This window comes from Hafnia sp. HMSC23F03, from assembly GCF_001816025.1.
Classification (GTDB): Bacteria; Pseudomonadota; Gammaproteobacteria; order Enterobacterales; family Enterobacteriaceae; genus Hafnia; species Hafnia paralvei.
In genome coordinates this window covers 50,842-75,681 of the sequence record NZ_KV824231.1, presented here as the reverse complement: position 1 = coordinate 75,681, position 24,840 = coordinate 50,842, and the positions used below count along the sequence as shown (strand labels likewise).

At 49.2% G+C, this 24,840-nt stretch carries 21 protein-coding genes, 3 tRNA genes and 1 pseudogene; 24 read left to right on the top strand and 1 reads right to left on the bottom strand.

Translation table 11 applies throughout. The features are described from left to right. Nucleotides 1-60: 60 nt before the first annotated feature. Nucleotides 61-1,344, bottom strand: coding sequence for a citrate synthase (locus HMPREF3091_RS12870; RefSeq protein ID WP_035504236.1), 1,284 nt, complete (start codon nt 1,342-1,344; stop codon nt 61-63). 817 nt (nt 1,345-2,161) lie between these two features. Between HMPREF3091_RS12870 and sdhC the strand changes: the two are divergent. The 24 genes and pseudogenes from sdhC (at nt 2,162) to pnuC (ending at nt 24,625) form a co-directional block, all read left to right on the top strand. After that, nucleotides 2,162-2,565 (top strand): annotated as a pseudogene (sdhC, locus tag HMPREF3091_RS12865) (succinate dehydrogenase cytochrome b556 subunit). Further along, nucleotides 2,559-2,921: a succinate dehydrogenase membrane anchor subunit gene (gene sdhD / locus HMPREF3091_RS12860; RefSeq protein ID WP_004096583.1), complete on the top strand. Its 363-nt coding sequence runs from the start codon at nt 2,559-2,561 to the stop codon at nt 2,919-2,921. The pseudogene sdhC and the gene sdhD overlap by 7 nt, the downstream one beginning before the upstream one ends. Nucleotide 2,922: 1 nt before the next feature. Then, complete coding sequence (gene sdhA, locus HMPREF3091_RS12855; RefSeq protein ID WP_070716277.1) at nt 2,923-4,704, top strand: succinate dehydrogenase flavoprotein subunit; 1,782 nt, start codon at nt 2,923-2,925, stop codon at nt 4,702-4,704. 51 nt (nt 4,705-4,755) lie between these two features. Then, entirely contained in the window at nt 4,756-5,472 is a 717-nt protein-coding gene (locus HMPREF3091_RS12850; RefSeq protein ID WP_004096588.1) for a succinate dehydrogenase iron-sulfur subunit, read from the top strand. 327 nt (nt 5,473-5,799) lie between these two features. Further along, nucleotides 5,800-8,607: a 2-oxoglutarate dehydrogenase E1 component gene (gene sucA, locus HMPREF3091_RS12845; RefSeq protein WP_008812783.1), complete on the top strand. Its 2,808-nt coding sequence runs from the start codon at nt 5,800-5,802 to the stop codon at nt 8,605-8,607. 74 nt (nt 8,608-8,681) lie between these two features. Beyond that, nucleotides 8,682-9,896, top strand: coding sequence for a 2-oxoglutarate dehydrogenase complex dihydrolipoyllysine-residue succinyltransferase (gene odhB, locus HMPREF3091_RS12840; RefSeq protein ID WP_070716275.1), 1,215 nt, complete (start codon nt 8,682-8,684; stop codon nt 9,894-9,896). A gap of 225 nt (nt 9,897-10,121) precedes the next feature. Further along, complete coding sequence (gene sucC, locus HMPREF3091_RS12835; RefSeq protein WP_004096596.1) at nt 10,122-11,288, top strand: ADP-forming succinate--CoA ligase subunit beta; 1,167 nt, start codon at nt 10,122-10,124, stop codon at nt 11,286-11,288. After that, nucleotides 11,288-12,157 (top strand): succinate--CoA ligase subunit alpha, encoded by an 870-nt coding sequence (gene sucD / locus HMPREF3091_RS12830; protein WP_004096598.1) that lies wholly within the window; start codon nt 11,288-11,290, stop codon nt 12,155-12,157. Before sucC ends, sucD begins: the two co-directional genes overlap by 1 nt. Nucleotides 12,158-12,947: 790 nt before the next feature. Beyond that, nucleotides 12,948-14,510 (top strand): cytochrome ubiquinol oxidase subunit I, encoded by a 1,563-nt coding sequence (cydA, locus tag HMPREF3091_RS12825; protein WP_004096599.1) that lies wholly within the window; start codon nt 12,948-12,950, stop codon nt 14,508-14,510. A gap of 14 nt (nt 14,511-14,524) precedes the next feature. After that, on the top strand, nt 14,525-15,664 hold the full coding sequence (cydB, locus tag HMPREF3091_RS12820; protein WP_004096601.1) for a cytochrome d ubiquinol oxidase subunit II: 1,140 nt from the start codon (nt 14,525-14,527) through the stop codon (nt 15,662-15,664). A 12-nt stretch (nt 15,665-15,676) separates the two neighbouring features. Continuing rightward, nucleotides 15,677-15,790 (top strand): cytochrome bd-I oxidase subunit CydX, encoded by a 114-nt coding sequence (gene cydX, locus HMPREF3091_RS12815; protein WP_020303871.1) that lies wholly within the window; start codon nt 15,677-15,679, stop codon nt 15,788-15,790. Next, entirely contained in the window at nt 15,790-16,083 is a 294-nt protein-coding gene (gene ybgE, locus HMPREF3091_RS12810) for a cyd operon protein YbgE (protein ID WP_004096604.1), read from the top strand. The genes cydX and ybgE overlap by 1 nt, the downstream gene beginning before the upstream one ends. A gap of 146 nt (nt 16,084-16,229) precedes the next feature. Continuing rightward, nucleotides 16,230-16,634 carry a tol-pal system-associated acyl-CoA thioesterase gene (gene ybgC, locus HMPREF3091_RS12805; protein ID WP_071603108.1) on the top strand — a complete coding sequence of 135 codons (405 nt, stop codon included), beginning with the start codon at nt 16,230-16,232 and terminating at the stop codon, nt 16,632-16,634. Nucleotides 16,635-16,639: 5 nt separating this feature from the next. Beyond that, entirely contained in the window at nt 16,640-17,314 is a 675-nt protein-coding gene (gene tolQ / locus HMPREF3091_RS12800) for a Tol-Pal system protein TolQ (protein ID WP_202209954.1), read from the top strand. A 13-nt stretch (nt 17,315-17,327) separates the two neighbouring features. Then, complete coding sequence (gene tolR / locus HMPREF3091_RS12795; protein ID WP_004096609.1) at nt 17,328-17,750, top strand: colicin uptake protein TolR; 423 nt, start codon at nt 17,328-17,330, stop codon at nt 17,748-17,750. A 171-nt stretch (nt 17,751-17,921) separates the two neighbouring features. After that, nucleotides 17,922-19,112, top strand: a complete 1,191-nt coding sequence (tolA, locus tag HMPREF3091_RS12790; RefSeq protein WP_004096611.1) for a cell envelope integrity protein TolA — start codon at nt 17,922-17,924, stop codon at nt 19,110-19,112. Between the two features lie 181 nt (nt 19,113-19,293). Then, on the top strand, nt 19,294-20,586 hold the full coding sequence (gene tolB, locus HMPREF3091_RS12785; RefSeq protein ID WP_008812786.1) for a Tol-Pal system beta propeller repeat protein TolB: 1,293 nt from the start codon (nt 19,294-19,296) through the stop codon (nt 20,584-20,586). A gap of 48 nt (nt 20,587-20,634) precedes the next feature. Further along, complete coding sequence (gene pal / locus HMPREF3091_RS12780) at nt 20,635-21,150, top strand: peptidoglycan-associated lipoprotein Pal (protein ID WP_008812787.1); 516 nt, start codon at nt 20,635-20,637, stop codon at nt 21,148-21,150. A gap of 22 nt (nt 21,151-21,172) precedes the next feature. Continuing rightward, a complete protein-coding gene (gene cpoB / locus HMPREF3091_RS12775; protein ID WP_070716273.1) occupies nt 21,173-21,976 on the top strand; it encodes a cell division protein CpoB in 804 nt (267 codons plus the stop codon). A gap of 180 nt (nt 21,977-22,156) precedes the next feature. Beyond that, nucleotides 22,157-22,232: transfer RNA gene (locus HMPREF3091_RS12770), tRNA-Lys, on the top strand. A gap of 40 nt (nt 22,233-22,272) precedes the next feature. Further along, a tRNA-Lys gene (locus HMPREF3091_RS12765) sits at nt 22,273-22,348 on the top strand. Nucleotides 22,349-22,405: 57 nt separating this feature from the next. After that, nucleotides 22,406-22,481, top strand: a tRNA-Lys gene (locus tag HMPREF3091_RS12760). Nucleotides 22,482-22,803: 322 nt separating this feature from the next. Further along, nucleotides 22,804-23,871 (top strand): quinolinate synthase NadA, encoded by a 1,068-nt coding sequence (gene nadA, locus HMPREF3091_RS12755; RefSeq protein ID WP_070716271.1) that lies wholly within the window; start codon nt 22,804-22,806, stop codon nt 23,869-23,871. 25 nt (nt 23,872-23,896) lie between these two features. Continuing rightward, nucleotides 23,897-24,625: a nicotinamide riboside transporter PnuC gene (gene pnuC / locus HMPREF3091_RS12750; protein ID WP_070716269.1), complete on the top strand. Its 729-nt coding sequence runs from the start codon at nt 23,897-23,899 to the stop codon at nt 24,623-24,625. The last annotated feature ends 215 nt before the right edge of the window (nt 24,626-24,840 follow it).

Below are 24,840 nucleotides of genomic sequence, written 5' to 3'. Positions count from 1 at the left end.
AAAAAATAACCCCACCGAACAGTAAAATGCGGTGGGGTTATGGCGTATCGATTTCTTAAATTACTTCTTCAGTTTAGACTCAAACGTACGTTTGTCATAACCGGTATACAGCTGGCGAGGACGAGCAATTTTGATGCCGTCGTCGTGCATTTCGTTCCAGTGAGCGATCCAGCCTACGGTACGAGCCATGGCGAAGATGACGGTAAACATGGAAGACGGAATACCCATCGCTTTCAAGATAATACCTGAGTAGAAGTCTACGTTTGGATACAGTTTCTTCTCAATGAAGTACGGGTCGTTCAGCGCGATGTGCTCCAGCTCCATGGCCACTTCCAGCAGGTCATCTTGCAGATTCAGCTCTTTCAACACTTCATGACAGGTTTCACGCATCACGGTAGCGCGTGGGTCATAGTTTTTATAAACACGATGACCAAAGCCCATCAGGCGGAAAGAATCGTTCTTGTCTTTAGCTCGGCGCACAAATTCTGGGATGTGATCGACTGAGCTGATCTCTTCCAGCATTTTCAACGCGGCTTCGTTGGCTCCGCCGTGCGCTGGTCCCCAAAGAGATGCGATACCGGCTGCGATACAGGCAAATGGGTTTGCGCCAGAAGAACCGGCGGTACGCACGGTGGAGGTCGATGCGTTCTGCTCATGGTCGGCGTGCAGGATTAAAATGCGATCCATGGCGCGTTCCAGAACTGGATTCACTACATACTCTTCACACGGCGTTGAGAACATCATATTCAGGAAGTTGCCGGAATAGGAGAGGTTATTTTTTGGATAAACAAACGGTTGGCCGAGTGAATACTTGTAGCACATCGCCGCCAACGTCGGCATTTTTGATAACAGGCGATACGCTGCGATTTCACGATGACGCTCGTTGTTAACGTCCAGAGAGTCGTGATAGAACGCTGCTAAAGAGGCGGTGACGCCGCACATTACCGCCATTGGGTGAGAGTCGCGACGGAAACCGTGGAACAGACGAGTAATCTGCTCATGGATCATGGTGTGGCGCGTAACGGTGGTTTTGAACGTTTCATACTCTTCCGGTGTTGGCGCTTCGCCATACAGCAGAATGTAACAAACTTCGAGGTAGTTGGAGTTTTTAGCCAACTCGTCGATAGGGAAGCCGCGGTGCAGCAAAATGCCTTCATCACCGTCGATATAGGTGATTTTTGATTCGCAAGAGGCCGTGGATGTAAATCCTGGGTCAAACGTGAAGTAGCCTTTTGAGCCCAAACTGCGAATATCAATCTCTTCGCCGCCCAATGTGCCGGAAAGCACATCAAGTTCAATCGTTTCAGAACCGTTTAGCGTTAGCGTCGCTTTCTTGTTAGCCATTACAGTCTCCTTAGCGCCTCTAGATTTAAGAACCATTAACGACCGACTCACCGATATTGGGTACCAGCCTCCCTGTTAGCGGTTCTTCGCGCCCTGCTGACCACCGTCGATTTTCGTGGGGGTCTTAAATTATAGGGTACAGAGTGCAATTTATCCTGCTAACGGCCAGTTCGTCGTTCGACTGCTACACGCTCGTCGATGTTTAGAATGTTAACGATTCGTTGGTATTCTTTATAACATAATTAATTATTGCCTACGTTAAACCTATGGGTATTCACATATCCCACTGTTGCATAACTTTGCGCTGGGGGAAAGAGTTTGCTCATCAATAGTACAACGTAGGTCTATTCGCCACTCTGTTGTAACGGAAATGTTGATTCCTTGTCAAATCATGTAATTAATTTTGTCGTATTTGTTAATTTCGTGACTCGTATCACTGTTTCGGTCAAATGTCTTTATTCAGGTTGTATTCGAATTGTAATCAAATTGTGATGCTTCTATACTGCCGCCAGGTCTCCGGGACTTTCTGTTTTTCTAGGGTTGTACCCTCTAAGAAACTGCCCTGAAGTAGGAGCACCCAGCGTGAATATGGAGCGCGCCGTTTTAGCACAGTGGAAGCTGTTGGCGTGTAACGTAAAGGATTTTATACCCAAACTTATTGGGGTTGCGCAAAGGCAGCAAGCGAGAGAATCTCAGTAAACCTACCTATAGGTGCAACTGGGGAACGAACGCGGCTAACGTTGAAGCAATGCCAAGTAGGAAGGGGATGCGCTGCTTGACCCCGCCCAGGCCCGGAGGAAGGAAAATAATAAGAGCTGTGTGGGCGCTATAATGATAAAAAATGTCAAAAAACAAAGACCTGTCAATCTGGATCTGCAAACGATCCGATTTCCCGTTACTGCGATAGCCTCCATATTACACCGCGCTTCAGGTGTGATTACCTTTGTTTCCATCGGTATCCTGCTTTGGCTACTGGGCCTTTCTCTTGCTTCTCCTGAAGGGTTTGCTCAAGCCGCAGCGGTCATGGATAGCTTCATCGTTAAATTCATTGTGTGGGGGATCCTCACCGCATTGGCGTACCACATCTGTGGTGGTATTCGTCACATGCTGATGGATTTTGGCTATATCGAAGAGAGTTTCGCCGCAGGTAGTCGCACAGCTTACATTTCATTTGCGATCACCGTCGTACTTTCTATTTTAGCTGGAGTCCTCGTATGGTAACCCCAAACTCAAAAAGCAGTGCATCTGCCTTAGGGCGTAATGGTGTTCATGATTGGTTACTGCTACGTGCGGCGGCCATCGTTATTACGTTATATGTCCTCTATATCCTCGGTTTTATCTTTACCGCAGACTCTCTCACGTATGAAATCTGGCGCGGATTTTTCGCCTCAAACATCACTAAAGTCTTTACCGTGCTCACGTTGGTATCAATTTTGGCTCACGCCTGGATTGGTATGTGGCAAGTGTTAACGGATTACATTAAACCGCTGGCATTACGGCTGATTTTGCAGCTGGTTATCGTTGTCGCGTTAGTGGTTTATTTGGTTTATGGAACATTAGTTGTGTGGGGTGCCTAACATGAGTCAGTCAGTTAGTGGTCTTGAAGTCAGAGAATTTGATGCAGTTGTTATCGGTGCGGGTGGCGCAGGTATGCGCGCAGCACTGCAAATTTCCCAAATGGGGCTGTCTTGTGCTCTGTTATCTAAGGTATTCCCAACCCGTTCTCATACCGTTTCCGCTCAGGGTGGTATCACGGTTGCGCTAGGTAATACTCATGAAGATAACTGGGAATGGCACATGTATGACACGGTGAAAGGTTCCGACTATATCGGGGACCAAGACGCCATTGAATATATGTGTAAAACCGGCCCGGAAGCGATTTTGGAACTGGAGCACATGGGGCTGCCGTTCTCTCGTTTGGACGATGGTCGTATTTATCAGCGCCCGTTTGGCGGCCAGTCGAAAAATTTCGGCGGTGAGCAGGCGGCGCGTACGGCTGCCGCCGCTGACCGTACAGGTCACGCGCTGTTACATACTTTGTATCAGCAAAACCTGAAAAACCACACCACTATCTTCTCTGAATGGTATGCGTTGGATCTGGTGAAAAACCAAGACGGCGCGGTTGTAGGCACCACCGCCATCTGTATCGAGACGGGCGAAGTCGTTTATTTCAAAGCCAAAGCGACCATTTTGGCTACCGGTGGCGCAGGTCGTATTTATCAGTCAACGACCAATGCGCACATTAATACCGGTGACGGCGTCGGTATGGCGTTGCGTGCGGGTGTACCGGTTCAGGACATGGAAATGTGGCAGTTCCACCCAACCGGTATTGCCGGTGCAGGGGTTCTGGTCACAGAGGGATGCCGTGGTGAAGGCGGTTATCTGCTGAACAAACACGGTGAGCGTTTCATGGAGCGCTATGCGCCAAACGCGAAAGACCTCGCGGGCCGTGACGTGGTTGCGCGTTCCATCATGATTGAGATTCGTGAAGGGCGTGGCTGTGATGGCCCTTGGGGTCCACACGCCAAACTGAAGCTGGATCACTTAGGTAAAGATGTGCTTGAAGCGCGTCTGCCGGGGATCTTAGAACTGTCTCGTACCTTTGCTCATGTCGATCCGGTGAAAGAGCCGATCCCAGTGATCCCAACCTGTCACTACATGATGGGCGGGATCCCGACCAAAGTGACCGGTCAGGCGTTGACGGTCAATGAGAAGGGCGAAGACGTTGTTATTCCGGGGCTGTTTGCCGTTGGCGAAATTGCCTGCGTATCGGTTCACGGCGCTAACCGTTTAGGCGGTAACTCGCTGCTCGATTTGGTGGTGTTCGGTCGCTCAGCGGGTCTACACCTGCAAGAGTGTTTGATGGAGCAAGGCCCAAGCCGCGATGCTAGCGAATCGGATATTGAAGCTTCTCTGGAACGTATGAACCGTTGGAACAACACCCGCAGCGGTGAAGATCCGGTACAAATCCGTAAAGACCTGCAATCCTGCATGCAGCACAACTTCTCGGTATTCCGTGAAGGCGATGCGATGGCGAAAGGTTTGGAAGAGCTGAAAGTGATCCGTGAGCGCCTGAAAAATGCGCGTCTGGATGATACTTCTAGCGATTTCAACACCCAGCGTGTTGAGTGTCTGGAATTGGATAACCTGATGGAAACTGCTTTTGCGACCGCAGTTTCAGCGAATTTCCGTACCGAAAGTCGTGGGGCACATAGCCGCTTTGACTTCCCGGATCGTGATGACGCTAACTGGCTGTGCCACAGCCTGTATCTGCCGCAAACCGAGAGCATGACACGCCGCAGCGTGAACATGGAACCTAAGTTACGTCCGGCGTTCCCGCCGAAGATCCGTACTTACTGATTGGTTAATCAATTACTCGGTTAGTTACCCTTTTTTTGCGGAGAAACGGTCATGAAAGTAGAGTTTTCAGTTTATCGCTATAACCCGGACGTCGATAACGCGCCGCGGATGCAAGATTACACCCTCGAGGCCGAAGAAGGCCGCGACATGATGCTGCTAGATGCGCTGATTTTGCTTAAGGAGCAAGATCCAACGTTAGCATTCCGTCGCTCCTGCCGTGAAGGTGTGTGCGGTTCTGACGGCGTGAATATGAACGGCAAGAACGGCTTGGCCTGCATTACCCCCGTCTCAACCTTGCAGCGCGCGGGCAAAAAAATTGTGATCCGCCCATTACCGGGGCTGCCGGTGGTGCGTGACTTGGTTGTTGATATGGGGCAGTTCTACACCCAATACGAAAAGATTAAGCCGTATTTGCTCAATGACGGTAAGAATCCGCCTGCACGTGAACATCTGCAGATGCCAGAACAGCGCGAAAAGTTGGACGGTTTGTACGAGTGTATTCTGTGTGCATGCTGCTCAACGTCGTGCCCATCCTTCTGGTGGAACCCAGATAAGTTTATCGGCCCAGCGGGGCTGCTGGCCTCATATCGCTTCCTGATTGACAGTCGCGATACGGAAACGGATAGCCGTTTGGACGATTTAGACGACGCTTTCAGCGTATTCCGCTGCCATAGCATCATGAACTGCGTAAATGTATGTCCAAAAGGCTTGAACCCGACCCGTGCAATTGGTCATATTAAGTCAATGCTGCTGCATCGTAGTGCATAGCACTTAAATTGTTTAAGATTCCAACGGTTAGCGTTGGATTTGTGCAAACCTCTCTCTTCTCGAAAGAGGAGGGAAGAGGGGTTGCAATAGGTAGCACCTAGACGTAAGACACATTTTTGCAACAGGTGATGTATCTTCGTCACAAAAAGCACATAGAGTCATCTGACGATAGGTGCAATTACTATAAGATGGTTACGGTAAAGTAATTACGTTGTATGTAATTACGATAAATGTTTTTAATAACACTCGGTTGGATGCGAGAAATTGTTAAAGGCATGATGTTTATCACGGCGAAAACTAAAGCTGAAAACAGCTTAAGGGATCATGATGCAGAACGGCGCAATGAAGGCCTGGCTGGATTCCTCCTATCTGGCGGGCGCAAACCAGTCCTACATAGAGCAGCTCTATGAAGACTATCTCACCGATCCTGACTCGGTGGATCTGAGCTGGAAGGAAATTTTCCAACAGTTGCCGACGATCGGCCTGAAATCGGAACAATTCCACTCCCAAACTCGAGACTACTTCCGCCGTCTGGCGAAAGACCCGTCCCGGTTTAATATCTCACTAAACGACCCTGATACGGACGCTAAGCAGGTCAAGGTGTTGCAGATGATCAACGCCTTCCGTTTCCGCGGTCATCAACAAGCCAATCTGGATCCATTAGGCTTGTGGAAACAGGATGCGGTGCCAGATCTGGAGCCCTCTTTCCACAACCTGACTGAAGAAGATTTTGATCAGACTTTCAACGTGGGTTCTTTTGCCATCGGCAAAGAGACCATGAAGCTGTCCGATCTGTATCAGGCACTTAAGCAAACGTATTGTGGTTCTATCGGTGCAGAGTATATGCACATCACCAACACTGAAGAAAAACGTTGGATTCAGCAGCGCTTGGAATCAGTGGTCGGTCAGCCTTCCTTTACTCAAGAAGAAAAACAGCGTTTCCTGCGTGAACTAACCGCAGCGGAAGGACTGGAGCGTTATTTGGGCGCTAAGTTCCCAGGCGCGAAACGCTTCTCACTGGAAGGTGGCGACGCGTTGGTACCGATGCTCAAAGAACTGATCCGTCATGCCGGTAAGAATGGCACCCGTGAAGCCGTTCTGGGGATGGCGCACCGCGGCCGTCTGAACGTGCTGATTAACGTGCTGGGTAAAAAACCGCAGGATCTGTTCGACGAGTTTGCCGGTAAACATAAAGAACACCTCGGTGCAGGCGACGTTAAGTACCATATGGGCTTCTCGTCAGACGTCGAAACCGAAGGCGGTTTAGTGCATTTAGCACTGGCCTTTAACCCGTCGCATCTGGAAATTGTCAGTCCGGTGGTTATGGGCTCTGTTCGCGCCCGTCGCGATCGTTTGGATGAAGCGCGTAGCAATATGGTTCTGCCTATTACCATCCACGGTGATGCAGCCATTGCAGGTCAAGGCATCGTGCAGGAGACGCTGAACATGTCTCAGGCGCGTGGCTATGAAGTGGGCGGTACGGTTCGTATCGTGATTAATAACCAAATCGGTTTTACCACCTCTAACCCGAAAGATGCGCGCTCTACTCAGTATTGTACTGACATTGCCAAAATGGTTCAGGCGCCGATCTTCCATGTGAACGCGGACGATCCTGAAGCCGTTGCCTTTGTGACGCGTCTGGCCCTCGATTTCCGTAACACCTTTAAACGTGATGTGATGATCGATCTGGTGTGCTACCGCCGCCATGGTCATAACGAAGCTGATGAGCCAAGTGCAACCCAGCCAGTGATGTACCAGAAAATCAAAAAACATCCGACCCCGCGTAAAATCTACGCTGACAAGCTGACCGAGCAGAGCGTTGCCTCTCTCGAAGATGCCACGGAAATGGTTAACCTTTATCGTGATGCGTTGGATCGCGGCGAGTGCGTGGTGGACGAATGGCGCCCAATGAACATGCATACCTTTACATGGTCTCCGTATCTGAACCATGAATGGGATGAGGTTTATCCAAGCACCGTTGAGCTCAAACGTTTACAGGATTTGGCTCGCCGTATCAGTCGTGCGCCGGAATCGGTTGAAATGCAGTCTCGTGTTGCCAAGATTTATGGTGACCGTGCCGAGATGGCAGAAGGCAACAAGCCGTTTGACTGGGGTGCCGCAGAAAACTTGGCGTACGCCACGCTGGTTGATGAAGGTGTACCGGTGCGTATTTCTGGCGAGGACTGTGGGCGTGGTACGTTCTTCCACCGTCACTCAGTGATTCATAACCAGAAAGATGGTTCGGTATATATTCCTCTGGAAAATGTACATAACGGGCAGGGCGACTTCAAAGTATGGGATTCGGTGCTGTCTGAAGCCGCTGTTCTGGCTTTTGAATATGGCTACGCCACCGCAGAGCCGCGCACGTTGACCATCTGGGAAGCGCAGTTTGGTGACTTTGCCAACGGTGCTCAGGTGGTCATCGACCAGTTCATCAGCTCTGGCGAACAGAAGTGGGGTCGTCTGTGTGGCTTGGTTATGTTGCTGCCACATGGCTATGAAGGCCAAGGCCCTGAGCACTCCTCTGCGCGCCTAGAACGTTATCTGCAACTGTGTGCAGATCAGAATATGCAGGTCTGTATTCCGTCTACACCGGCTCAGGTTTATCACATGCTGCGTCGTCAAGCACTACGCGGAATGCGTCGTCCTCTTATCGTGATGTCGCCGAAGTCTCTGCTGCGCCATCCGTTGGCGGTTTCTTCTCTGGAAGAACTGGCAAACGGCAGCTTCCAGCCGGTCATCGGCGAGATTGATGATATCGATCCGAAAGACGTGAAACGTGTGGTGATGTGTTCCGGTAAGGTCTATTACGATCTGTTGGAACAACGTCGCAAGAATGAACAGAAAGACGTAGCGATTGTGCGTATCGAGCAGTTGTATCCATTCCCTCATCAGGCGATTCAGGATGCATTTGCACCTTATGCTCACGTACATGATTTTGTTTGGTGTCAGGAAGAACCACTGAACCAAGGTGCTTGGTACTGTAGCCAGCATAACTTCCGTGAAGTGATTCCTTTTGGAGCATCGTTGCGTTATGCGGGGCGTGCTGCATCGGCTTCGCCAGCTGTGGGTTATATGTCGGTTCACCAGAAGCAGCAACAGGATCTGGTTAACGACGCGCTGAACGTGGAATAACTAGAGCTCAAAAGAAAGTCTGGGCGCATTAGCGCCCAGTTCTGCAAAAAATTGGTTATAAAAAAGGATATAGCATGAGTAGCGTAGAAATTCTGGTCCCTGACCTACCTGAATCCGTTGCCGACGCTACGGTTGCAACGTGGCACAAAAAACCGGGCGATACCGTCGCTCGTGATGAAGTTATCGTTGAAATCGAAACCGACAAAGTTGTTCTGGAAGTGCCAGCGCCGGAAGCCGGCATTATGGATGCGATTCTGGAAGAAGAGGGTGCTACCGTACTTTCTCGCCAGCTGTTGGGACGCCTGCGCCCTGCAGATGTATCCGGCAAACCTACCACCGATAAAGCACAGTCTTCTGAATCGACTCCTTCGTCTCGCCACACAGCGGCTCTGGAAGAAGGGAGTAGCGATGCGCAGGGGCCAGCGATTCGTCGTCTGTTGGCCGAACACTCGTTGAATGCGGCCGATATTAAAGGCACCGGCGTTGGTGGACGCATCACCCGTGAAGACGTTGATAAGCATTTAGCTTCTGCGGCACCAAAAGCAGTCAAAGCTGCTGAGCCAGAAGTTGTTGCCGCACCGCTGGGTGCGCGTACCGAAAAACGCGTGCCGATGACCCGCCTGCGTAAGCGTGTGGCCGAACGTCTGCTGGAAGCGAAAAACAGCACCGCTATGCTGACGACGTTTAACGAAGTGAACATGAAACCCATCATGGACATGCGTAAGCAGTATGGCGAAGCTTTCGAAAAACGCCACGGTGTGCGTCTGGGCTTCATGTCCTTCTACATCAAAGCGGTATTGGAAGCCCTGAAACGCTATCCAGAAGTGAACGCCTCTATCGACGGCGAAGACGTGGTGTATCACAACTATTTCGACGTGAGCATTGCGGTTTCTACGCCTCGTGGTCTGGTCACTCCGGTGCTGCGTAACGTTGATACGCTGGGCATGGCTGACATTGAGAAAAATATTAAAGAACTCGCGGTGAAAGGTCGTGACGGAAAACTGAAAGTTGAAGAACTGACCGGCGGTAATTTCACCATTACCAACGGCGGCGTATTTGGCTCTCTGATGTCTACTCCGATCATCAACCCACCACAGAGCGCGATTCTGGGCATGCACGCTATCAAAGATCGTCCTATGGCGGTCAATGGTCAGGTAGTGATCCTGCCAATGATGTATCTGGCTCTGTCTTACGATCATCGCCTGATCGACGGACGTGAATCCGTCGGCTTCTTGGTGACGGTGAAAGAGATGCTGGAAGATCCGGCTCGTCTGCTGCTGGACGTCTAAGTAATAAAATATTTGGCATTGCTATGCAATGGCCTGCTTCGGTGGGCCTCTTACCTAAAATAAGAGCCAGTCATGATAGGCGTGATGAGCGTAAGCAGTTTGCGGGCGGGCAGCGCGGAGAAACCGGCGCGTATATGAAGTACGTGTGGATTTCGAACACTGTCCAACCACGAAATGACAAGCGTAATAGCCTAGCAGGCTCGGCGACAAAATGGATAGAACATCATGAATCTACACGAATATCAGGCCAAACAACTGTTTGCTCGGTATGGTTTACCGGCACCGGTCGGTTATGCCTGCACCACACCTCGCGAAGCAGAAGAAGCAGCATCCAAAATCGGTTCCGGTCCGTGGGTGGTGAAATGTCAGGTTCACGCTGGTGGCCGCGGTAAAGCGGGCGGCGTTAAGCTGGTTAAGTCTAAAGAAGAGATCCGTGCTTTTGCAGAAAACTGGTTAGGTAAGCGTTTAGTGACTTACCAAACAGATGCGCTGGGTCAGCCGGTGCATCAGATTCTGGTTGAAGGCGCAACGGATATTGATAAAGAACTGTATCTTGGTGCGGTTGTCGATCGCGGAACACGTCGCGTTGTCTTCATGGCATCGACCGAAGGTGGTGTGGAAATTGAGAAAGTGGCCGATGAAACGCCACACTTAATCCATAAGACAGCGATAGATCCATTGACGGGGCCACAGCCTTATCAAGGCCGTGAGCTGGCATTCAAACTGGGTCTTACCGGCAAACAAGTGGGTCAATTCACCAAAATCTTTATGGGTCTGGCGACGCTGTTCCTTGAGCGCGATCTGGCCTTAGTTGAAATCAACCCGCTGGTGATCACCAAGCAGGGCGATCTGATTTGCTTGGACGGTAAACTGAGCGCTGATGGTAACGCGTTGTTCCGTCAGGCGGAACTGCGTGAAATGCGTGACCCTTCTCAGGAAGATGCGCGTGAGTCTCAGGCGGCTCAGTGGGAACTGAACTACGTAGCTCTGGACGGTAACATCGGTTGTATGGTTAACGGCGCGGGTCTGGCGATGGGCACCATGGATATCGTTAAACTACACGGCGGCGAACCGGCGAACTTCCTCGACGTTGGTGGCGGTGCCACGAAAGAGCGCGTCACTGAGGCGTTTAAAATTATTCTGTCTGACGAGAAAGTGAAAGCGGTTCTGGTCAACATCTTCGGTGGTATCGTGCGCTGTGATCTGATTGCCGACGGTATCATCGGGGCGGTAGCTGAAGTTGGGGTTAATGTCCCTGTGGTGGTGCGTTTAGAAGGTAATAACGCCGAGCTGGGTGCGAAGAAACTGGCTGACAGTGGTTTGAATATTATTGCAGCGAAAAGCTTAACGGATGCTGCGCAGCAGGTTGTTGCTGCCGTGGAGGGGAAATAATGTCCATTTTAATTAATAAAGATACCAAAGTGATCTGCCAAGGTTTTACCGGCAGTCAGGGCACTTTCCACTCTGAGCAGGCGTTGGCCTACGGGACTAAATTGGTTGGCGGTGTTACGCCGGGCAAAGGAGGCACCGAACATTTGGGGCTGCCTGTATTTAACACCGTACGTGAAGCGGTAGAAGCGACTGGCGCAACGGCATCGGTCATTTATGTTCCAGCACCTTTCTGCAAAGATTCTATTCTGGAAGCGATTGATGCTGGGATTAAACTGATCATCTGTATCACCGAAGGTATCCCTACGCTGGATATGCTGGTTGTGAAAGCGAAGCTGGAACAAAGCGACGCACGTATGATTGGGCCGAACTGTCCGGGCGTCATCACCCCAGGCGAATGTAAAATCGGTATCATGCCGGGCCATATCCACTTGCCGGGCAAAGTCGGGATCGTTTCTCGTTCTGGTACGCTGACTTATGAAGCGGTTAAGCAGACAACGGATATTGGTTTTGGTCAGTCAAGCTGTGTCGGTATCGGCGGCGACCCCATCCCTGGCTCTAACTTCATTGATATTCTGAAGCTGTTCCAAGAGGATCCACAAACTGAAGTTATCGTGATGATTGGTGAGATCGGTGGTAATGCAGAAGAAGACGCCGCGGCTTATATCAAAGATCACGTGACTAAGCCCGTTGTTGGCTACATTGCTGGTGTGACTGCGCCTAAAGGCAAACGTATGGGACATGCTGGTGCAATTATTGCTGGTGGTAAAGGTACTGCCGACGAGAAATTTGCTGCACTAGAAGCGGCTGGTGTGAAAACCGTTCGTAGCTTGGCCGAAATTGGCAATGCGGTAAAAACAGTTTTGCGTTGAGTCTTGAGCAAACCTGATGGTTTGTCTCCTGCGATAATTAAATGAAACATATTGTTTCGACATATTGGGTCACTTCGGTGGCCCTTTTTTATGTGCGCTATTTTATGCTGCATCTGTCCACCTATCTTTCCTCTTCTGTCATTAACGTCTCTCCGATTTGCGTAACCTTTTGTTCTTGTATGCTGACTATTTGTCACTCAGGTTTATTACTCTGTTATTCAAAATGGGAGGGTATGAAAATAAAAAATCACGTAAAAGAAACAGTGTGCAGAATAAATAACAATCAATTAACAATAAGTAACCATGAATACGTTTATGATACTTTTACTTAACATAGATCAATGAAATTACTATAAAAAAATGCCAGAAATAGTGCCTTAAACAGTGTGTTTTGCTAATCTTGCGGTAGATCAATTTTGGGTGATTATAAGCATTTGCCTAAAACGTGACCTAACTACACAAATCTAATTCCTAACACGAAAATACCTATTTATTGTGTGGGAATGGCGGGGTACTATTTACCCGTCTGTAATACTGAGTCGTTTTTATTGTTATATTTGTTATCTTCCTTCGGTTTTTCGTTGCAAACGTTTTCTGAACTATGCTGATGGAGTGGATTTTGCTCAACGTCGATGGCGAAGTTTTGGAAAGCGTAGGCTGCTGGGAATTGGGGGAGGTTCCAATTTGTTGTTGAAGGGCATTCACTGCTGGTAGTTATGTGACTTCCGTACTCGAACGGAAGCCGTGTTGCCGCAAGTCGGAGTCTTCCTGCGAGGAGCAAGGAGTCAAGATGTTGGATATTGTCGAACTGTCACGGTTACAGTTTGCCTTAACGGCGATGTATCACTTCCTATTTGTGCCATTGACGCTGGGTATGGCGTTCTTATTGGCCATCATGGAAACGGTATACGTCCTGACTGGCAAGCAAGTTTATAAAGATATGACCAAGTTCTGGGGCAAGTTGTTTGGTATCAACTTTGCACTTGGGGTTGCCACGGGTTTAACCATGGAATTCCAATTCGGGACTAACTGGTCATACTATTCCCATTACGTTGGAGACATCTTCGGTGCGCCGCTGGCGATCGAGGGTCTGATGGCGTTCTTCCTTGAATCTACCTTTGTTGGTCTGTTCTTCTTTGGCTGGGATCGTCTGGGCAAAGTGCAGCACTTGGCAACAACATGGTTAGTCGCGCTGGGTTCTAACCTGTCCGCGCTGTGGATCTTGGTGGCTAACGGCTGGATGCAGAACCCAATCGCTTCGGATTTCAACTTCGAAACCATGCGTATGGAAATGGTGAGCTTCTCTGAGCTGGTATTAAACCCAGTTGCTCAGGTGAAATTTGTGCACACCGTTTCTGCGGGCTATGTCACTGGCGCCATGTTTATTCTAGGTATCAGCTCTTACTATCTGCTGAAAGGCCGTGACTTTGCATTTGCTAAGCGCTCCTTTGCCATTGCGGCGGCGTTTGGTCTGGCTGCATCACTGTCTGTTATCGTGCTGGGTGACGAATCCGGTTACGAAATGGGTGACGTGCAGAAAACCAAACTGGCAGCGATTGAAGCTGAGTGGGAAACTCAACCGGCTCCAGCATCATTCACTCTGTTTGGTATTCCTAATCAGGAAACCATGACGAACGAATATGCCATTCATATCCCTTACGCTCTTGGCCTGATCGCGACCCGTTCGCTCGATCAGCAAGTGACTGGCCTGAAAGAGCTGATGGCTCAGCATCAGGTTCGTATCCGTAACGGTATGAAAGCCTATGAATTGCTGCAGGAGCTGCGTACTGGCAATACCGATCCAGCTGTGCGTAACGAATTCAATAAAGCCAAGCAGGATTTGGGCTACGGTATGTTGCTGAAACGCTATACCGACAATCCATCTCAGGCTAGCGAAGAGCAGATTCAGGCCGCAACTAAAGATTCTATTCCTAAAGTTGCTCCGCTGTATTTCGCATTCCGTATCATGGTGGCATGTGGCTTTGCGCTGTTGCTGATTATTGCTCTGTCCTTCTGGACGGTAATTCGTGGCAACGTAGGTAAAAAACGTTGGTTGCACCGTGCGGCGCTGCTGGGTATTCCATTGCCTTGGATTGCTTGTGAAGCGGGCTGGTTTGTTGCTGAATATGGTCGTCAACCATGGGCTATCGGTGAAGTATTGCCGACTGCGGTGGCGAACTCTTCACTGACAACGGGCGATCTGCTGTTCTCCATTATTCTTATCTGCGGTCTGTACACGCTGTTCTTAGTCGCAGAAATGTATTTGATGTTCAAATTCGCTCGTCTGGGCCCAAGCAGCCTGAAGACCGGTCGTTATCATTTTGAACAGACGAATGCAGTAGAAGCGCGCTAACAGGAGTCCACGCTATGTTTGATTATGAAGTATTGCGATTTGTCTGGTGGCTGCTGGTGGGTGTGCTGCTGATTGGCTTCGCAGTCACTGACGGTTTCGATATGGGGGTAGGTGTGCTCTCCCGTATCATCGGTAAGACTGATACCGAACGCCGTATTATGATTAACGCGGTTGCCCCTCACTGGGAAGGTAACCAAGTCTGGCTGGTGACTGCTGGTGGTGCGTTGTTTGCTGCGTGGCCAATGGTGTACGCGGCAGCGTTCTCCGGCTTCTACGTGGCGATGATTTTGGTTCTGGCCTCATTGTTCTTCCGTCCGGTTGGCTTTGATTACCGTTCTAAAATTGAGAGCACTCGCTGGCGCAACATGTGGGACTGGGGCATCTTTATCGGTAGCTTCGTGCCTGCACTGGTCTTCGGTGTGGCCTTCGGTAACCTGTTGTTGGGCGTTCCGTTCCATATCGATGAATACCTGCGTTTGTATTACACCGGTAACTTCTTCCAGCTGTTGAATCCGTTTGGTTTGTTGGCGGGTGTAGTGAGCTTGACGATGCTGCTGGCGCAGGGCGCAACCTATCTGCAGATGAAAACCACCGGCGAGATCCATTTACGTTCTCGTGCTGCGGCGCAGATCTGTTCTCTGGTGATGGCGATTGCTTTCCTGCTGGCTGGTGTATGGCTGGTTAAAGGTATTGATGGTTATGTGATTACCTCTGCGATTGATACCGCAGCGCAGTCCAACCCACTGCGTAAGGAAGTTGCTCATCAAGCTGGTGCATGGCTGTTGAACTTCAACAAGTATCCGATCCTGTGGGCTCTGCCTGCTTTGGGTGTGGTGCTGCCGTTGTTGACTACGCTGTGTTCACGCGTTGAGAAAGGGGGCTGGGCATTCCTGTTCTCCTCTCTGACAATTGCCTGTGTGATTCTGACTGCCGGTGTGACCATGTTCCCGTTCGTGATGCCTTCTATCACCAACCCAAGCATGAGTCTGACCATGTGGGATGCGACGTCTAGCTTGTTGACTCTGCAAGTGATGACCGTAGTTGCGATTATTTTTGTTCCGATTGTGCTGCTGTACACCATCTGGTGTTACTACAAGATGTTTGGCCGTCTGGACAAAAAATACATCGAAGAAAACACGCATACACTTTATTAAGGAGCGACAACCATGTGGTATTTTGCCTGGATTTTAGGAACGCTTCTGGCTTGTTTCTTCGCGATCATTACTGCGATGGCGATTGAAAACAGCGAAGCCAAGGCAACGGCGAAAGACGCCGAGTAATGGCTAACTTATCTGATAAGCTCTATCAGATCATGGACAAGGGCCCACTGCGGGCCCTTTCACTGGTCTTAGCATTAGTGGTGGCGTTTTGTGTTTTTTGGGACCCATCGCGTTTTGCTGCAAAGACCAGCGAACTTGAGATCTGGCAGGGACTTCTGATTATGTGGGCGGTTTGCGCCGGGGTTATTCACGGCGTTGGTTTTCGTCCCCACCGCAGTCTATGGAAAGCGGTTTTCTCTCCGTTGCCTGCTGTGATTATTTTGCTTGCCGGTTTGTTACATTTCTTCAGTTAACGTCAAGAACGGTTAGTAAATCTGCAAAATAATTATGGGTCCACGGCGGATCCATAATTATTTTCGTTCTCATCTACCTCCCCCATTCCCAACCTGTTTTCAAGTGCGTATAGTAACCGCGTTAATTTGCATTTCTGAGATGTAGAGTGAGTACTATGATGTTCCGATGGCCGGTGCGTGTATATTACGAAGACACGGACGCCGGGGGCGTGGTTTATCACGCACGATACGTCGCCTTTTATGAAAGAGCGCGCACAGAGATGCTGCGCCAACATAATTTCAGTCAGCAACAATTGCTGAGTGAGCATGTCGCTTTTGCTGTCCGTCGCATGACGGTTGAGTATCTGTCGCCTGCACGTCTGGATGACATGCTGGAGGTAGAAACCGAAATTACCGCCATACGAGGGGCTTCTCTCACGTTTGCCCAACGTATCATTAATTCGCAAGGCAAAATTTTAAGCCAAGCAGATGTGTTGGTAGCATGCATCGATCAAAACCAAATGAAGCCTATTGCGCTTCCCAAGTCTATTGTCGCGGAGTTTAAGCAGTGACTGACATGAACATGTTCGATTTATTTTTGAAGGCGAGCCTGCTGGTAAAGCTTATCATGCTGGTTCTGGTGTGCTTCTCTATCGCCTCTTGGGCCATTATCATCCAGCGTACCCGCATTTTGAATGCGGCGACGCGTGATGCTGAAGCTTTCGAAGATAAATTCTGGTCTGGGATCGAGTTATCGCGCCTTTATCAGGAAAGCCAAACTCGTCGTGATAGCTTGACTGGCTCTGAGCAAATCTTCCATTCCGGTTTTAAAGAGTTTGCGCGCTTGCACCGTGTTAACAGCCACGCAGCGGATGGCGTGATTGAAGGTGCGACTCGTGCAATGCGTATTTCATTAAATCGTGAAGTTGAAGGTTTGGAAACGCATATCCCGTTCTTGGGTACCGTGGGCTCAATCAGCCCGTATATCGGTCTGTTCGGTACCGTTTGGGGGATTATGCATGCCTTTATCGGTTTGGGTGCTGTAAAACAGGCAACCCTACAAATGGTTGCTCCGGGTATCGCAGAAGCATTGATTGCAACGGCAATCGGTCTGTTTGCTGCAATCCCTGCGGTTATGGCCTACAACCGTCTGAATCAGCGTGTGAATAAGCTTGAACAGAATTACACCAATTTTATGGAAGAGTTCATTGCCATTCTGCACCGTCAGGCTTTTGCTACCGAATCTAAATAAGTAGGAGGTTAGCATGGCGAGATCAAGTGGCCGTCGCGAGCTCAAATCTGAGATCAACATTGTTCCATTACTGGACGTGTTGTTAGTTCTAGTGCTGATTTTTATGGCAACGGCGCCAATCATCACTCAGAGCGTTGAGGTTGATCTACCGGACGCAACGGATTCAAAAACGGTAAGCACCAATGATAATCCTCCGGTTATCGTTGAGGTTTCGGGGATAGGGCAGTATGCGGTTGTTGTCGATCACAATCGTATGGAGCAACTTCCGGCAGAGCAGGTGGTTGCAGAAGCGCAATCCCAGTTGAAAGCCAACCCGAAAACGGTATTTTTGATCGGTGGTGCGAAAGATGTGCCCTATGATGAAATCATAAAAGCGCTGAATCTTTTGCATCAGGCTGGTGTAGCCTCCGTTGGCTTAATGACGCAGCCGATTTAAATACACGAAAAAAGCATAAAATCCGTGTTGGAATTCCTGTATGAAAGCGCTAGCATGCAGCCTGTTTATAGGCTGCGTGTTGCGTTTTGCGCAGTGAGTTTTTAACACTCAATTTGTTTAACTGAGCTTTTGGAAACCGGCTCCGGGATACTGGCTCTTGGAAACTGAATCGTGGTAAACGCATCTGAGAAAAACGATAAGCTAAATCGCTCTGTCATCGTTTCAATCATTTTGCATATCGTCCTGATAGCATTATTAGTCTGGGGCTCAATGATGCAGGATTCAACGATAAGTGCTGGCGGCGGTGGTGGCGGTGGATCTGCCATTGACGCAGTCATGGTTGATTCCGGTGCAATGGTTAAAGAATATAATGATCGTCAGCAACAGCTGCAAAGTGATGCTCGCCGTGCACAGCAAGAGCGTAAGAAACAAGCCGACAAGCAGGCTGAAGAATTACAACAAAAGCAGGCTGAAGAACAACAGCGCTTAAAAGCGTTGGAGAAAGAGAGAATTCAAGCTCAGGAAGACGCTAAGAAAGCGGCCGAAGATGCCAAGAAGGCCGCAGAGGACGCACAAAAGCAAGCTGCTGAAGAAGTAAAAAAAGCCGCAGAAGACGCTAAGAAAGAGGCTGCTTTAGCTGCTGCTAAAGCGAAGCAGGAGGCAGCCAAAGAAGCAGCTGCCGCCGCCGCAGCAGCGAAGAAACAGGCGGAAGAGGAAGTTAAGAAAGCGGCAGCAGAGGCAAAAAAACAGGCCGAAGCTGAAGCCAAAAAGCAAGCTGCCATTGATGCGAAAAAAGCCGCTGAGGAAGCCAAAAAACAGGCTGCTGCTGAAGCGAAAAAACAAGCTGCCGCAGAGGCTAAGGCTAAAGCAGATACTGAAGCTAAAGCTGCAGCTGATGCGAAAAAAGCTGCAGATGCCAAGAAAAAGGCTGATGCTGCCGCAGCGAAGGCAGCAGAAGGTGTTGACGACCTGTTTGATGGCCTCGCTGACGGCAAAAATGCGCCGAAGGGCGGTGGAGCGACTGGTGCACCTGGAAATGCTGGTAAAACTGGCGCAGCAGGTAAGGGTAATAGTAAAACGAGTGGAGCTTCCGGCGCGGATATTAGTAACTATGCTGGACAGATCCAAGCGGCGATTGAAAGCAAGTTTCATACGGATCCAAGTTTCAGCGGAAAAGTATGTAACCTGCGTATTAAGCTCGCGTCAGACGGCATGCTGCTAAGCGTGGCTTCTGAAGGTGGAGACCCAGCGCTTTGTCAGGCTGCAGTTGCAGCAGCGAGAATGGCGAAATATCCTAAGCCGCCAAGTGACGCCATTTACCAGATATTTAAAAATGCGCCTGTTGATTTCAAACCGAACTGATTGTCTGGTTTTGTTTGAATAACAGTGCATTAGAAAAAGCCCAAGTAAAGCAATATATAATGTACGTAAAGTTTCGGAATTATATGATGGTTCTACTGGGCAATATGTAGTTTTGTGTGCGTTGGTTTGTTAAAATTCTGCTAAATTATCGTGGCCATCGGGGTCAGATAAGGGAGATATGATGAAGCAGGCGTTTCGTGTAGCGATGGGGCTGTTAATCCTGTGGGCCAGTGTGCTCCATGCGGAAGTCCGAATAGTGATTACTCAGGGTGTGGATACTGCTCGCCCAATTGGCGTAGTGCCTTTCAAATGGATGGGGCCGGGTTCTGCTCCTGAAGATATTGGTGGAATTGTGGCTGCTGATTTACGCAACAGCGGCAAATTCAATCCGATTGACACTAACCGTATGCCACAACAGCCAACGACCGTTGCTGAAGTGACCCCTGCCGCTTGGACTGCATTAGGTATTGATGCAGTCGTGGTTGGTCAGGTTCAACCAAGTGCAGACGGCGGCTATGTGGTTTCATATCAGATGGTTGATACCTCTGGTAACCCTGGCAGCGTGCTGTCTCAGAACCAGTATAAAGTGACCAAACAGTGGTTGCGTTATGCGGCTCATACCAGCAGCGATGAAGTGTTCGAAAAGCTGACCGGTATAAAAGGCGCATTCCGCACGCGTATTGCCTACGTTGTTCAGACTAACGGCGGTCAATTCCCATACGAACTGCGCGTTGCTGACTACGATGGTTATAACCAGTTCGTCGTTCACCGTTCACCGCAGCCGTTGATGTCTCCGGCATGGTCTCCAGACGGTAGCAAACTGGCTTACGTAACCTTCGAAAGCGGTAAATCAGCGTTGGTGATTCAGACACTTTCTAACGGAGCTATCCGTCAGGTCGCGTCGTTCCCACGCCACAATGGTGCCCCAGCGTTTTCTCCAGACGGTAGCAAACTGGCGTTTGCATTGTCGAAAAGCGGTAGTCTGAACCTGTATGTTATGGATCTGGGCTCAGGTGCCATTCGTCAGGTAACTGATGGCCGTAGCAATAACACTGAACCTTCATGGTTCCCGGATAGTCAAAACCTGGCATTTACTTCTGACCAGGGTGGCCGTCCACAGATTTATAAAGTCAATATTAATGGTGGTGCGCCTGAGCGTCTGACCTGGGAAGGTTCTCAGAATCAGGATGGCGACGTAAGTTCTGACGGCAAGTTCCTTGTCATGGTTGGCACAAGCGGCGGCTCACAGCACATCACTAAACTGGATCTCGGATCGAATGCGAATCAAGTTTTGACCAGCACGTTCCTAGACGAAACGCCGAGTATCGCGCCAAATGGTACCATGGTTATCTATAGTTCTACTCAAGGACTGGGTTCCGTGTTGCAGCTAGTCTCGACCGACGGGCGTTTCAAAGCGCGTCTTCCGGCAACCGATGGTCAGGTGAAATTCCCTGCCTGGTCGCCGTATCTGTGATGCATGTATAAAAAGATATGTATAGCAAATTATAAAAGGATCAAAGAGATGCAACTGAACAAAGTTCTGAAGGGGCTGATGCTAGCACTGCCTATTATGGCCGTAGCTGCTTGTAGTTCACATAAAAATGCGAACGACGATCAATCAGCGATGGGTGCTAACGCTGGTAACGGTATGGAAAACGGCAGCAGCAACCTGTCTTCTGAAGAACAGGCTCGTCTGCAGATGCAAGAACTCCAGAAAAACAACATCGTTTACTTCGGTCTGGACAAGTACGATGTAAGCTCTGACTACGCTCAGATGCTGGACGCACACGCTGCTTTCCTGCGTAACAACCCATCTTACAAAGTGACTGTAGAAGGTCATGCGGATGAGCGCGGTACTCCTGAGTACAACATCGCCCTGGGCGAACGTCGTGCTAACGCAGTTAAGATGTACCTGCAAGGTAAAGGCGTAGGTGCTGATCAGATCTCTATCGTTTCTTACGGTAAAGAAAAACCAGCAGTACTGGGCCACGACGAAGCAGCCTATGCTAAAAACCGTCGTGCCGTACTGGTTTACTAATTGCTAGTAAAACGAGTATCGCATGAGCAGTAACTTCAGACTTCACTTGTTGAGTCTGTCGTTACTGGTTGGAATAGCGGCCCCTTGGGCCGCTATTGCCCAAGCACCAATCAGTAGCGTCGGCTCCGGCTCGGTTGAAGATCGAGTCACCTCACTTGAGCGTATCACGAATGCTCAGGGTCAACTATTTTCTCAACTCCAGCAGCAACTCTCTGATAACCAGCGTGATATTGACTCCCTCCGTGGTCAAATTCAGGAAAGTCAGTATCAACTGAATCAAGTTGTTGAGCGCCAAAAACAGATCCTTTTGCAGTTAGATAGCCAAGGCAGTGCCAGTACGGGGGCTACAGCCGCTCCGGCTGCTTCGTCCTCAACAGGCTCTGACTCTAGTGCAGCGGCAGCTCCTGCGGCGGCGACGGCCTCTACAGCGGCAGAAGCGCCTGCGAGTAGCGGTGATGCCAACACAGACTATAACCGTGCTGTAGATTTGGTGCTGGTGAAAAAACAAAACGATCAGGCGATTACTGCCTTCCAAAGTTTTGTTAAGCAGTACCCAGATTCGACCTATCAGCCAAATGCCAACTATTGGCTAGGTCAGCTGTTTTACAACAAAGGTAAAAAAGACGATTCGGCTTATTATTTTGCTGTAGTCGTTAAAAATTACCCTAAATCACCAAAAGCGCCTGAGGCAATGTATAAGGTTGGGGTGATCATGCAAGAGAAAGGGCAGGCCGATAAAGCCAAGGCCGTCTATCAGCAGGTCATTAAGCAGTATCCAACCAGCGATTCTGCAAAACAGGCACAAAAACGTATTGCTGCGTTATAACCGTATTTTCAGGCTCAGAAATAGACGATCTGTTTAATTTATGGGCCTGAACGTACGAAGTGCAATCAATTGAACTGATTATTAAAATTTTTGGTTGCGCTGTCCTGATAAATGAGTAATATATGCCGCCGTTGCCCAGACAAACTGAAACAGAGTGATTCAGGCAACAAACTTTGAAATGGGTCGTTAGCTCAGTTGGTAGAGCAGTTGACTTTTAATCAATTGGTCGCAGGTTCGAATCCCGCACGACCCACCATTTCAAAATGTTTTAAAGTAGTAAAGCCAGATAAATAAATGGGTCGTTAGCTCAGTTGGTAGAGCAGTTGACTTTTAATCAATTGGTCGCAGGTTCGAATCCCGCACGACCCACCATTTATTTATTATGTTTGAACATCAAACGGTTTTTCTGCTGAAGTAGCACTCTCGAATGGGTCGTTAGCTCAGTTGGTAGAGCAGTTGACTTTTAATCAATTGGTCGCAGGTTCGAATCCCGCACGACCCACCATTTCCTCAAGTACCATCCTAGTTTTAAATTTCCCAGTAAAAAATATAGTGCACTTGCCGTGTGGGTGACAAAATTGTCGTGAACAATTTTGAGCAACGCTTGCGAAGACCCGAAGGGCGAAGCGAAGCCGAGTTATCCGCTCGGAGATCACCGCACTACCTGCTATCCTCGATACTAAACATCCTATCGTTAATTTGTCTCTTTTCCCCTAAGGTAAGCTCGTGTTTGCCAGCAATGTTTAGTATATAAAACAAAAAGCCTAATTAATGCTCACTAGTGTTAATCATTTGTTGTATACTCGCCAAACGATCAATCCTCCAATATGAGCTATAGCGCGATGTTTGACCCAAATGCTGCGGTATACCCTTTTCCACCCAAGCCCGCTCCGCTGGTTCCAGATGAAAAACGTTTTTACCGCGAGAAGATCAAAACACTGCTGAAGCAGCATAACGCGGTATTAGTTGCCCATTACTATACCGATCCTGAAATCCAGGCCTTGGCTGAAGAGACTGGGGGATGTGTATCTGATTCGCTCGAGATGGCACGCTTTGGGCGCGATCATCCGGCTACGACATTGCTGGTAGCGGGTGTTCGATTTATGGGGGAAACCGCTAAAATCCTCAGCCCTGAAAAACGAGTGTTAATGCCGACGTTGCAAGCAGAATGCTCGCTTGACCTTGGGTGCCCAGTCGATGAATTCAGTGCTTTTTGTGATGCTCATCCCGACAGAACCGTTGTGGTTTATGCAAATACGTCGGCTGCGGTGAAAGCCCGAGCCGATTGGGTTGTGACCTCAAGTATTGCTGTCGAATTGATTGAGCACCTTGATAGCCTTGGTGAGAAAATCATTTGGGCTCCGGATCGCCATTTGGGGCGTTATGTTCAGCGCCAGACGGGAGCCGATATTCTCTGCTGGCAAGGGGCGTGTATTGTGCATGATGAATTCAAGACACAGGCGCTAGAGCAAATGAAGCGGCTCTATCCTGAGGCTGCAATTCTCGTACATCCCGAATCGCCGCAGAGCATTGTTGATATGGCTGATGCCGTTGGTTCTACCAGCCAGCTGATTCAGGCTGCCCAGCGGCTACCTAATCCACAAATGATAGTGGCTACCGATCGCGGGATTTTCTACAAAATGCAGCAGGCCTGTCCCGATAAAGTTTTGCTGGAGGCGCCGACTGCTGGCGAGGGGGCGACATGTCGTACTTGTGCCCACTGTCCTTGGATGGCAATGAATGGCCTTCACGCCATTGCTATGGGATTGGAACAGGGTGGGACCACTCATGAGATTCATATTGACGCTGCGTTGCGTGAGCGCGCTCTGATCCCGCTGAATCGCATGTTGCAGTTTGCTAGCGATTTGAAGCTTAAAATTAAAGGTAACGCCTGATTGATCTCAGGAAGGTGAGGAACATATGGATTTCTTAAGCACTTCCAACATCATGATGCATATCCCGTTGGGGCAAGGCGGTTATGATCTGTCGTGGATCGAAGCTGTCAGCACGTTGTTCGGATTACTGTGTATCTGGTATGCCAGCCAAGAGAAAATCATTAACTATGCGTTTGGCCTGATTAACGTGTCGCTGTTTGCGGTGATTTTCTTCCAGATTCAGCTCTATGCGAGTCTGTTGCTGCAGATTTTCTTTTTCGCGGCCAATATCTATGGCTGGTATGCATGGAGCCGACAAACCAGTGATAATCAAGCTGAGCTGAAAATCCGCTGGTTATCTCGATCAACGGCTGCTATTTGGGCGACGGTATCCATCGTCTGTCTGCTGTTTATGACTTATAACATTGACGTTGTTTTTGCCTTTTTGACCAAAATCAGTGTCTCGTTGATGCAGGCGTTGGGGCTCAATGTTGTTTTGCCAGTGTTACAGCCTGATGCATTCCCGTTCTGGGATTCAGCCATACTGGTGTTGTCGATTGTGGCAATGGTGCTGATGACACGTAAATATGTTGAGAATTGGATCCTTTGGGTCATCATTGACGTGATAAGCGTAGTGATTTTTGCTTTGCAGGGGGTCTACGTGATGGCCTTGGAATACGTGATCCTCACCGCTATCGCACTGAATGGCTCTTGGCTGTGGATCAAAAGCGCGCGAGAGAATGGTTCGCAACCACTATCCGTCACGGCAGAATAAACGACTGTTATTTTGAAGATTGCCTGAGAATGAAACCTCAGGCCATTTTTTTATGAATTTTTGTTTAAAGCTTGTTCAAAACGGGCAAGATATAGAATGCACTGCTATAGTTCATGCTTGCACTGTGATGGTGAGCACACACTCCGATTGGCGATTTCCCGCTAATCGACTATTTAGAGCCTCGATTTTTTCTGCCAGCAATTATTTTCTTAAAC

What these genes read in the sequence shown, in the direction of transcription:
- tolQ (WP_202209954.1), top strand. Translation starts at nt 16,640, where the DNA reads ATGAACATGTTCGATTTATTTTTGAAGGCGAGCCTGCTGGTAAAGCTT.
- sdhD (WP_004096583.1), top strand. Translation starts at nt 2,559, where the DNA reads ATGGTAACCCCAAACTCAAAAAGCAGTGCATCTGCCTTAGGGCGTAAT.
- pal (WP_008812787.1), top strand. Translation starts at nt 20,635, where the DNA reads ATGCAACTGAACAAAGTTCTGAAGGGGCTGATGCTAGCACTGCCTATT.
- cydA (WP_004096599.1), top strand. Translation starts at nt 12,948, where the DNA reads ATGTTGGATATTGTCGAACTGTCACGGTTACAGTTTGCCTTAACGGCG.
- sucD (WP_004096598.1), top strand. Translation starts at nt 11,288, where the DNA reads ATGTCCATTTTAATTAATAAAGATACCAAAGTGATCTGCCAAGGTTTT.
- nadA (WP_070716271.1), top strand. Translation starts at nt 22,804, where the DNA reads ATGAGCTATAGCGCGATGTTTGACCCAAATGCTGCGGTATACCCTTTT.
- sucA (WP_008812783.1), top strand. Translation starts at nt 5,800, where the DNA reads ATGCAGAACGGCGCAATGAAGGCCTGGCTGGATTCCTCCTATCTGGCG.
- sucC (WP_004096596.1), top strand. Translation starts at nt 10,122, where the DNA reads ATGAATCTACACGAATATCAGGCCAAACAACTGTTTGCTCGGTATGGT.
- ybgE (WP_004096604.1), top strand. Translation starts at nt 15,790, where the DNA reads ATGGCTAACTTATCTGATAAGCTCTATCAGATCATGGACAAGGGCCCA.
- HMPREF3091_RS12870 (WP_035504236.1), bottom strand. Translation starts at nt 1,344, where the DNA reads ATGGCTAACAAGAAAGCGACGCTAACGCTAAACGGTTCTGAAACGATT.
- sdhA (WP_070716277.1), top strand. Translation starts at nt 2,923, where the DNA reads ATGAGTCAGTCAGTTAGTGGTCTTGAAGTCAGAGAATTTGATGCAGTT.
- tolR (WP_004096609.1), top strand. Translation starts at nt 17,328, where the DNA reads ATGGCGAGATCAAGTGGCCGTCGCGAGCTCAAATCTGAGATCAACATT.
- HMPREF3091_RS12850 (WP_004096588.1), top strand. Translation starts at nt 4,756, where the DNA reads ATGAAAGTAGAGTTTTCAGTTTATCGCTATAACCCGGACGTCGATAAC.
- cydX (WP_020303871.1), top strand. Translation starts at nt 15,677, where the DNA reads ATGTGGTATTTTGCCTGGATTTTAGGAACGCTTCTGGCTTGTTTCTTC.
- cydB (WP_004096601.1), top strand. Translation starts at nt 14,525, where the DNA reads ATGTTTGATTATGAAGTATTGCGATTTGTCTGGTGGCTGCTGGTGGGT.
- pnuC (WP_070716269.1), top strand. Translation starts at nt 23,897, where the DNA reads ATGGATTTCTTAAGCACTTCCAACATCATGATGCATATCCCGTTGGGG.
- tolB (WP_008812786.1), top strand. Translation starts at nt 19,294, where the DNA reads ATGAAGCAGGCGTTTCGTGTAGCGATGGGGCTGTTAATCCTGTGGGCC.
- odhB (WP_070716275.1), top strand. Translation starts at nt 8,682, where the DNA reads ATGAGTAGCGTAGAAATTCTGGTCCCTGACCTACCTGAATCCGTTGCC.
- cpoB (WP_070716273.1), top strand. Translation starts at nt 21,173, where the DNA reads ATGAGCAGTAACTTCAGACTTCACTTGTTGAGTCTGTCGTTACTGGTT.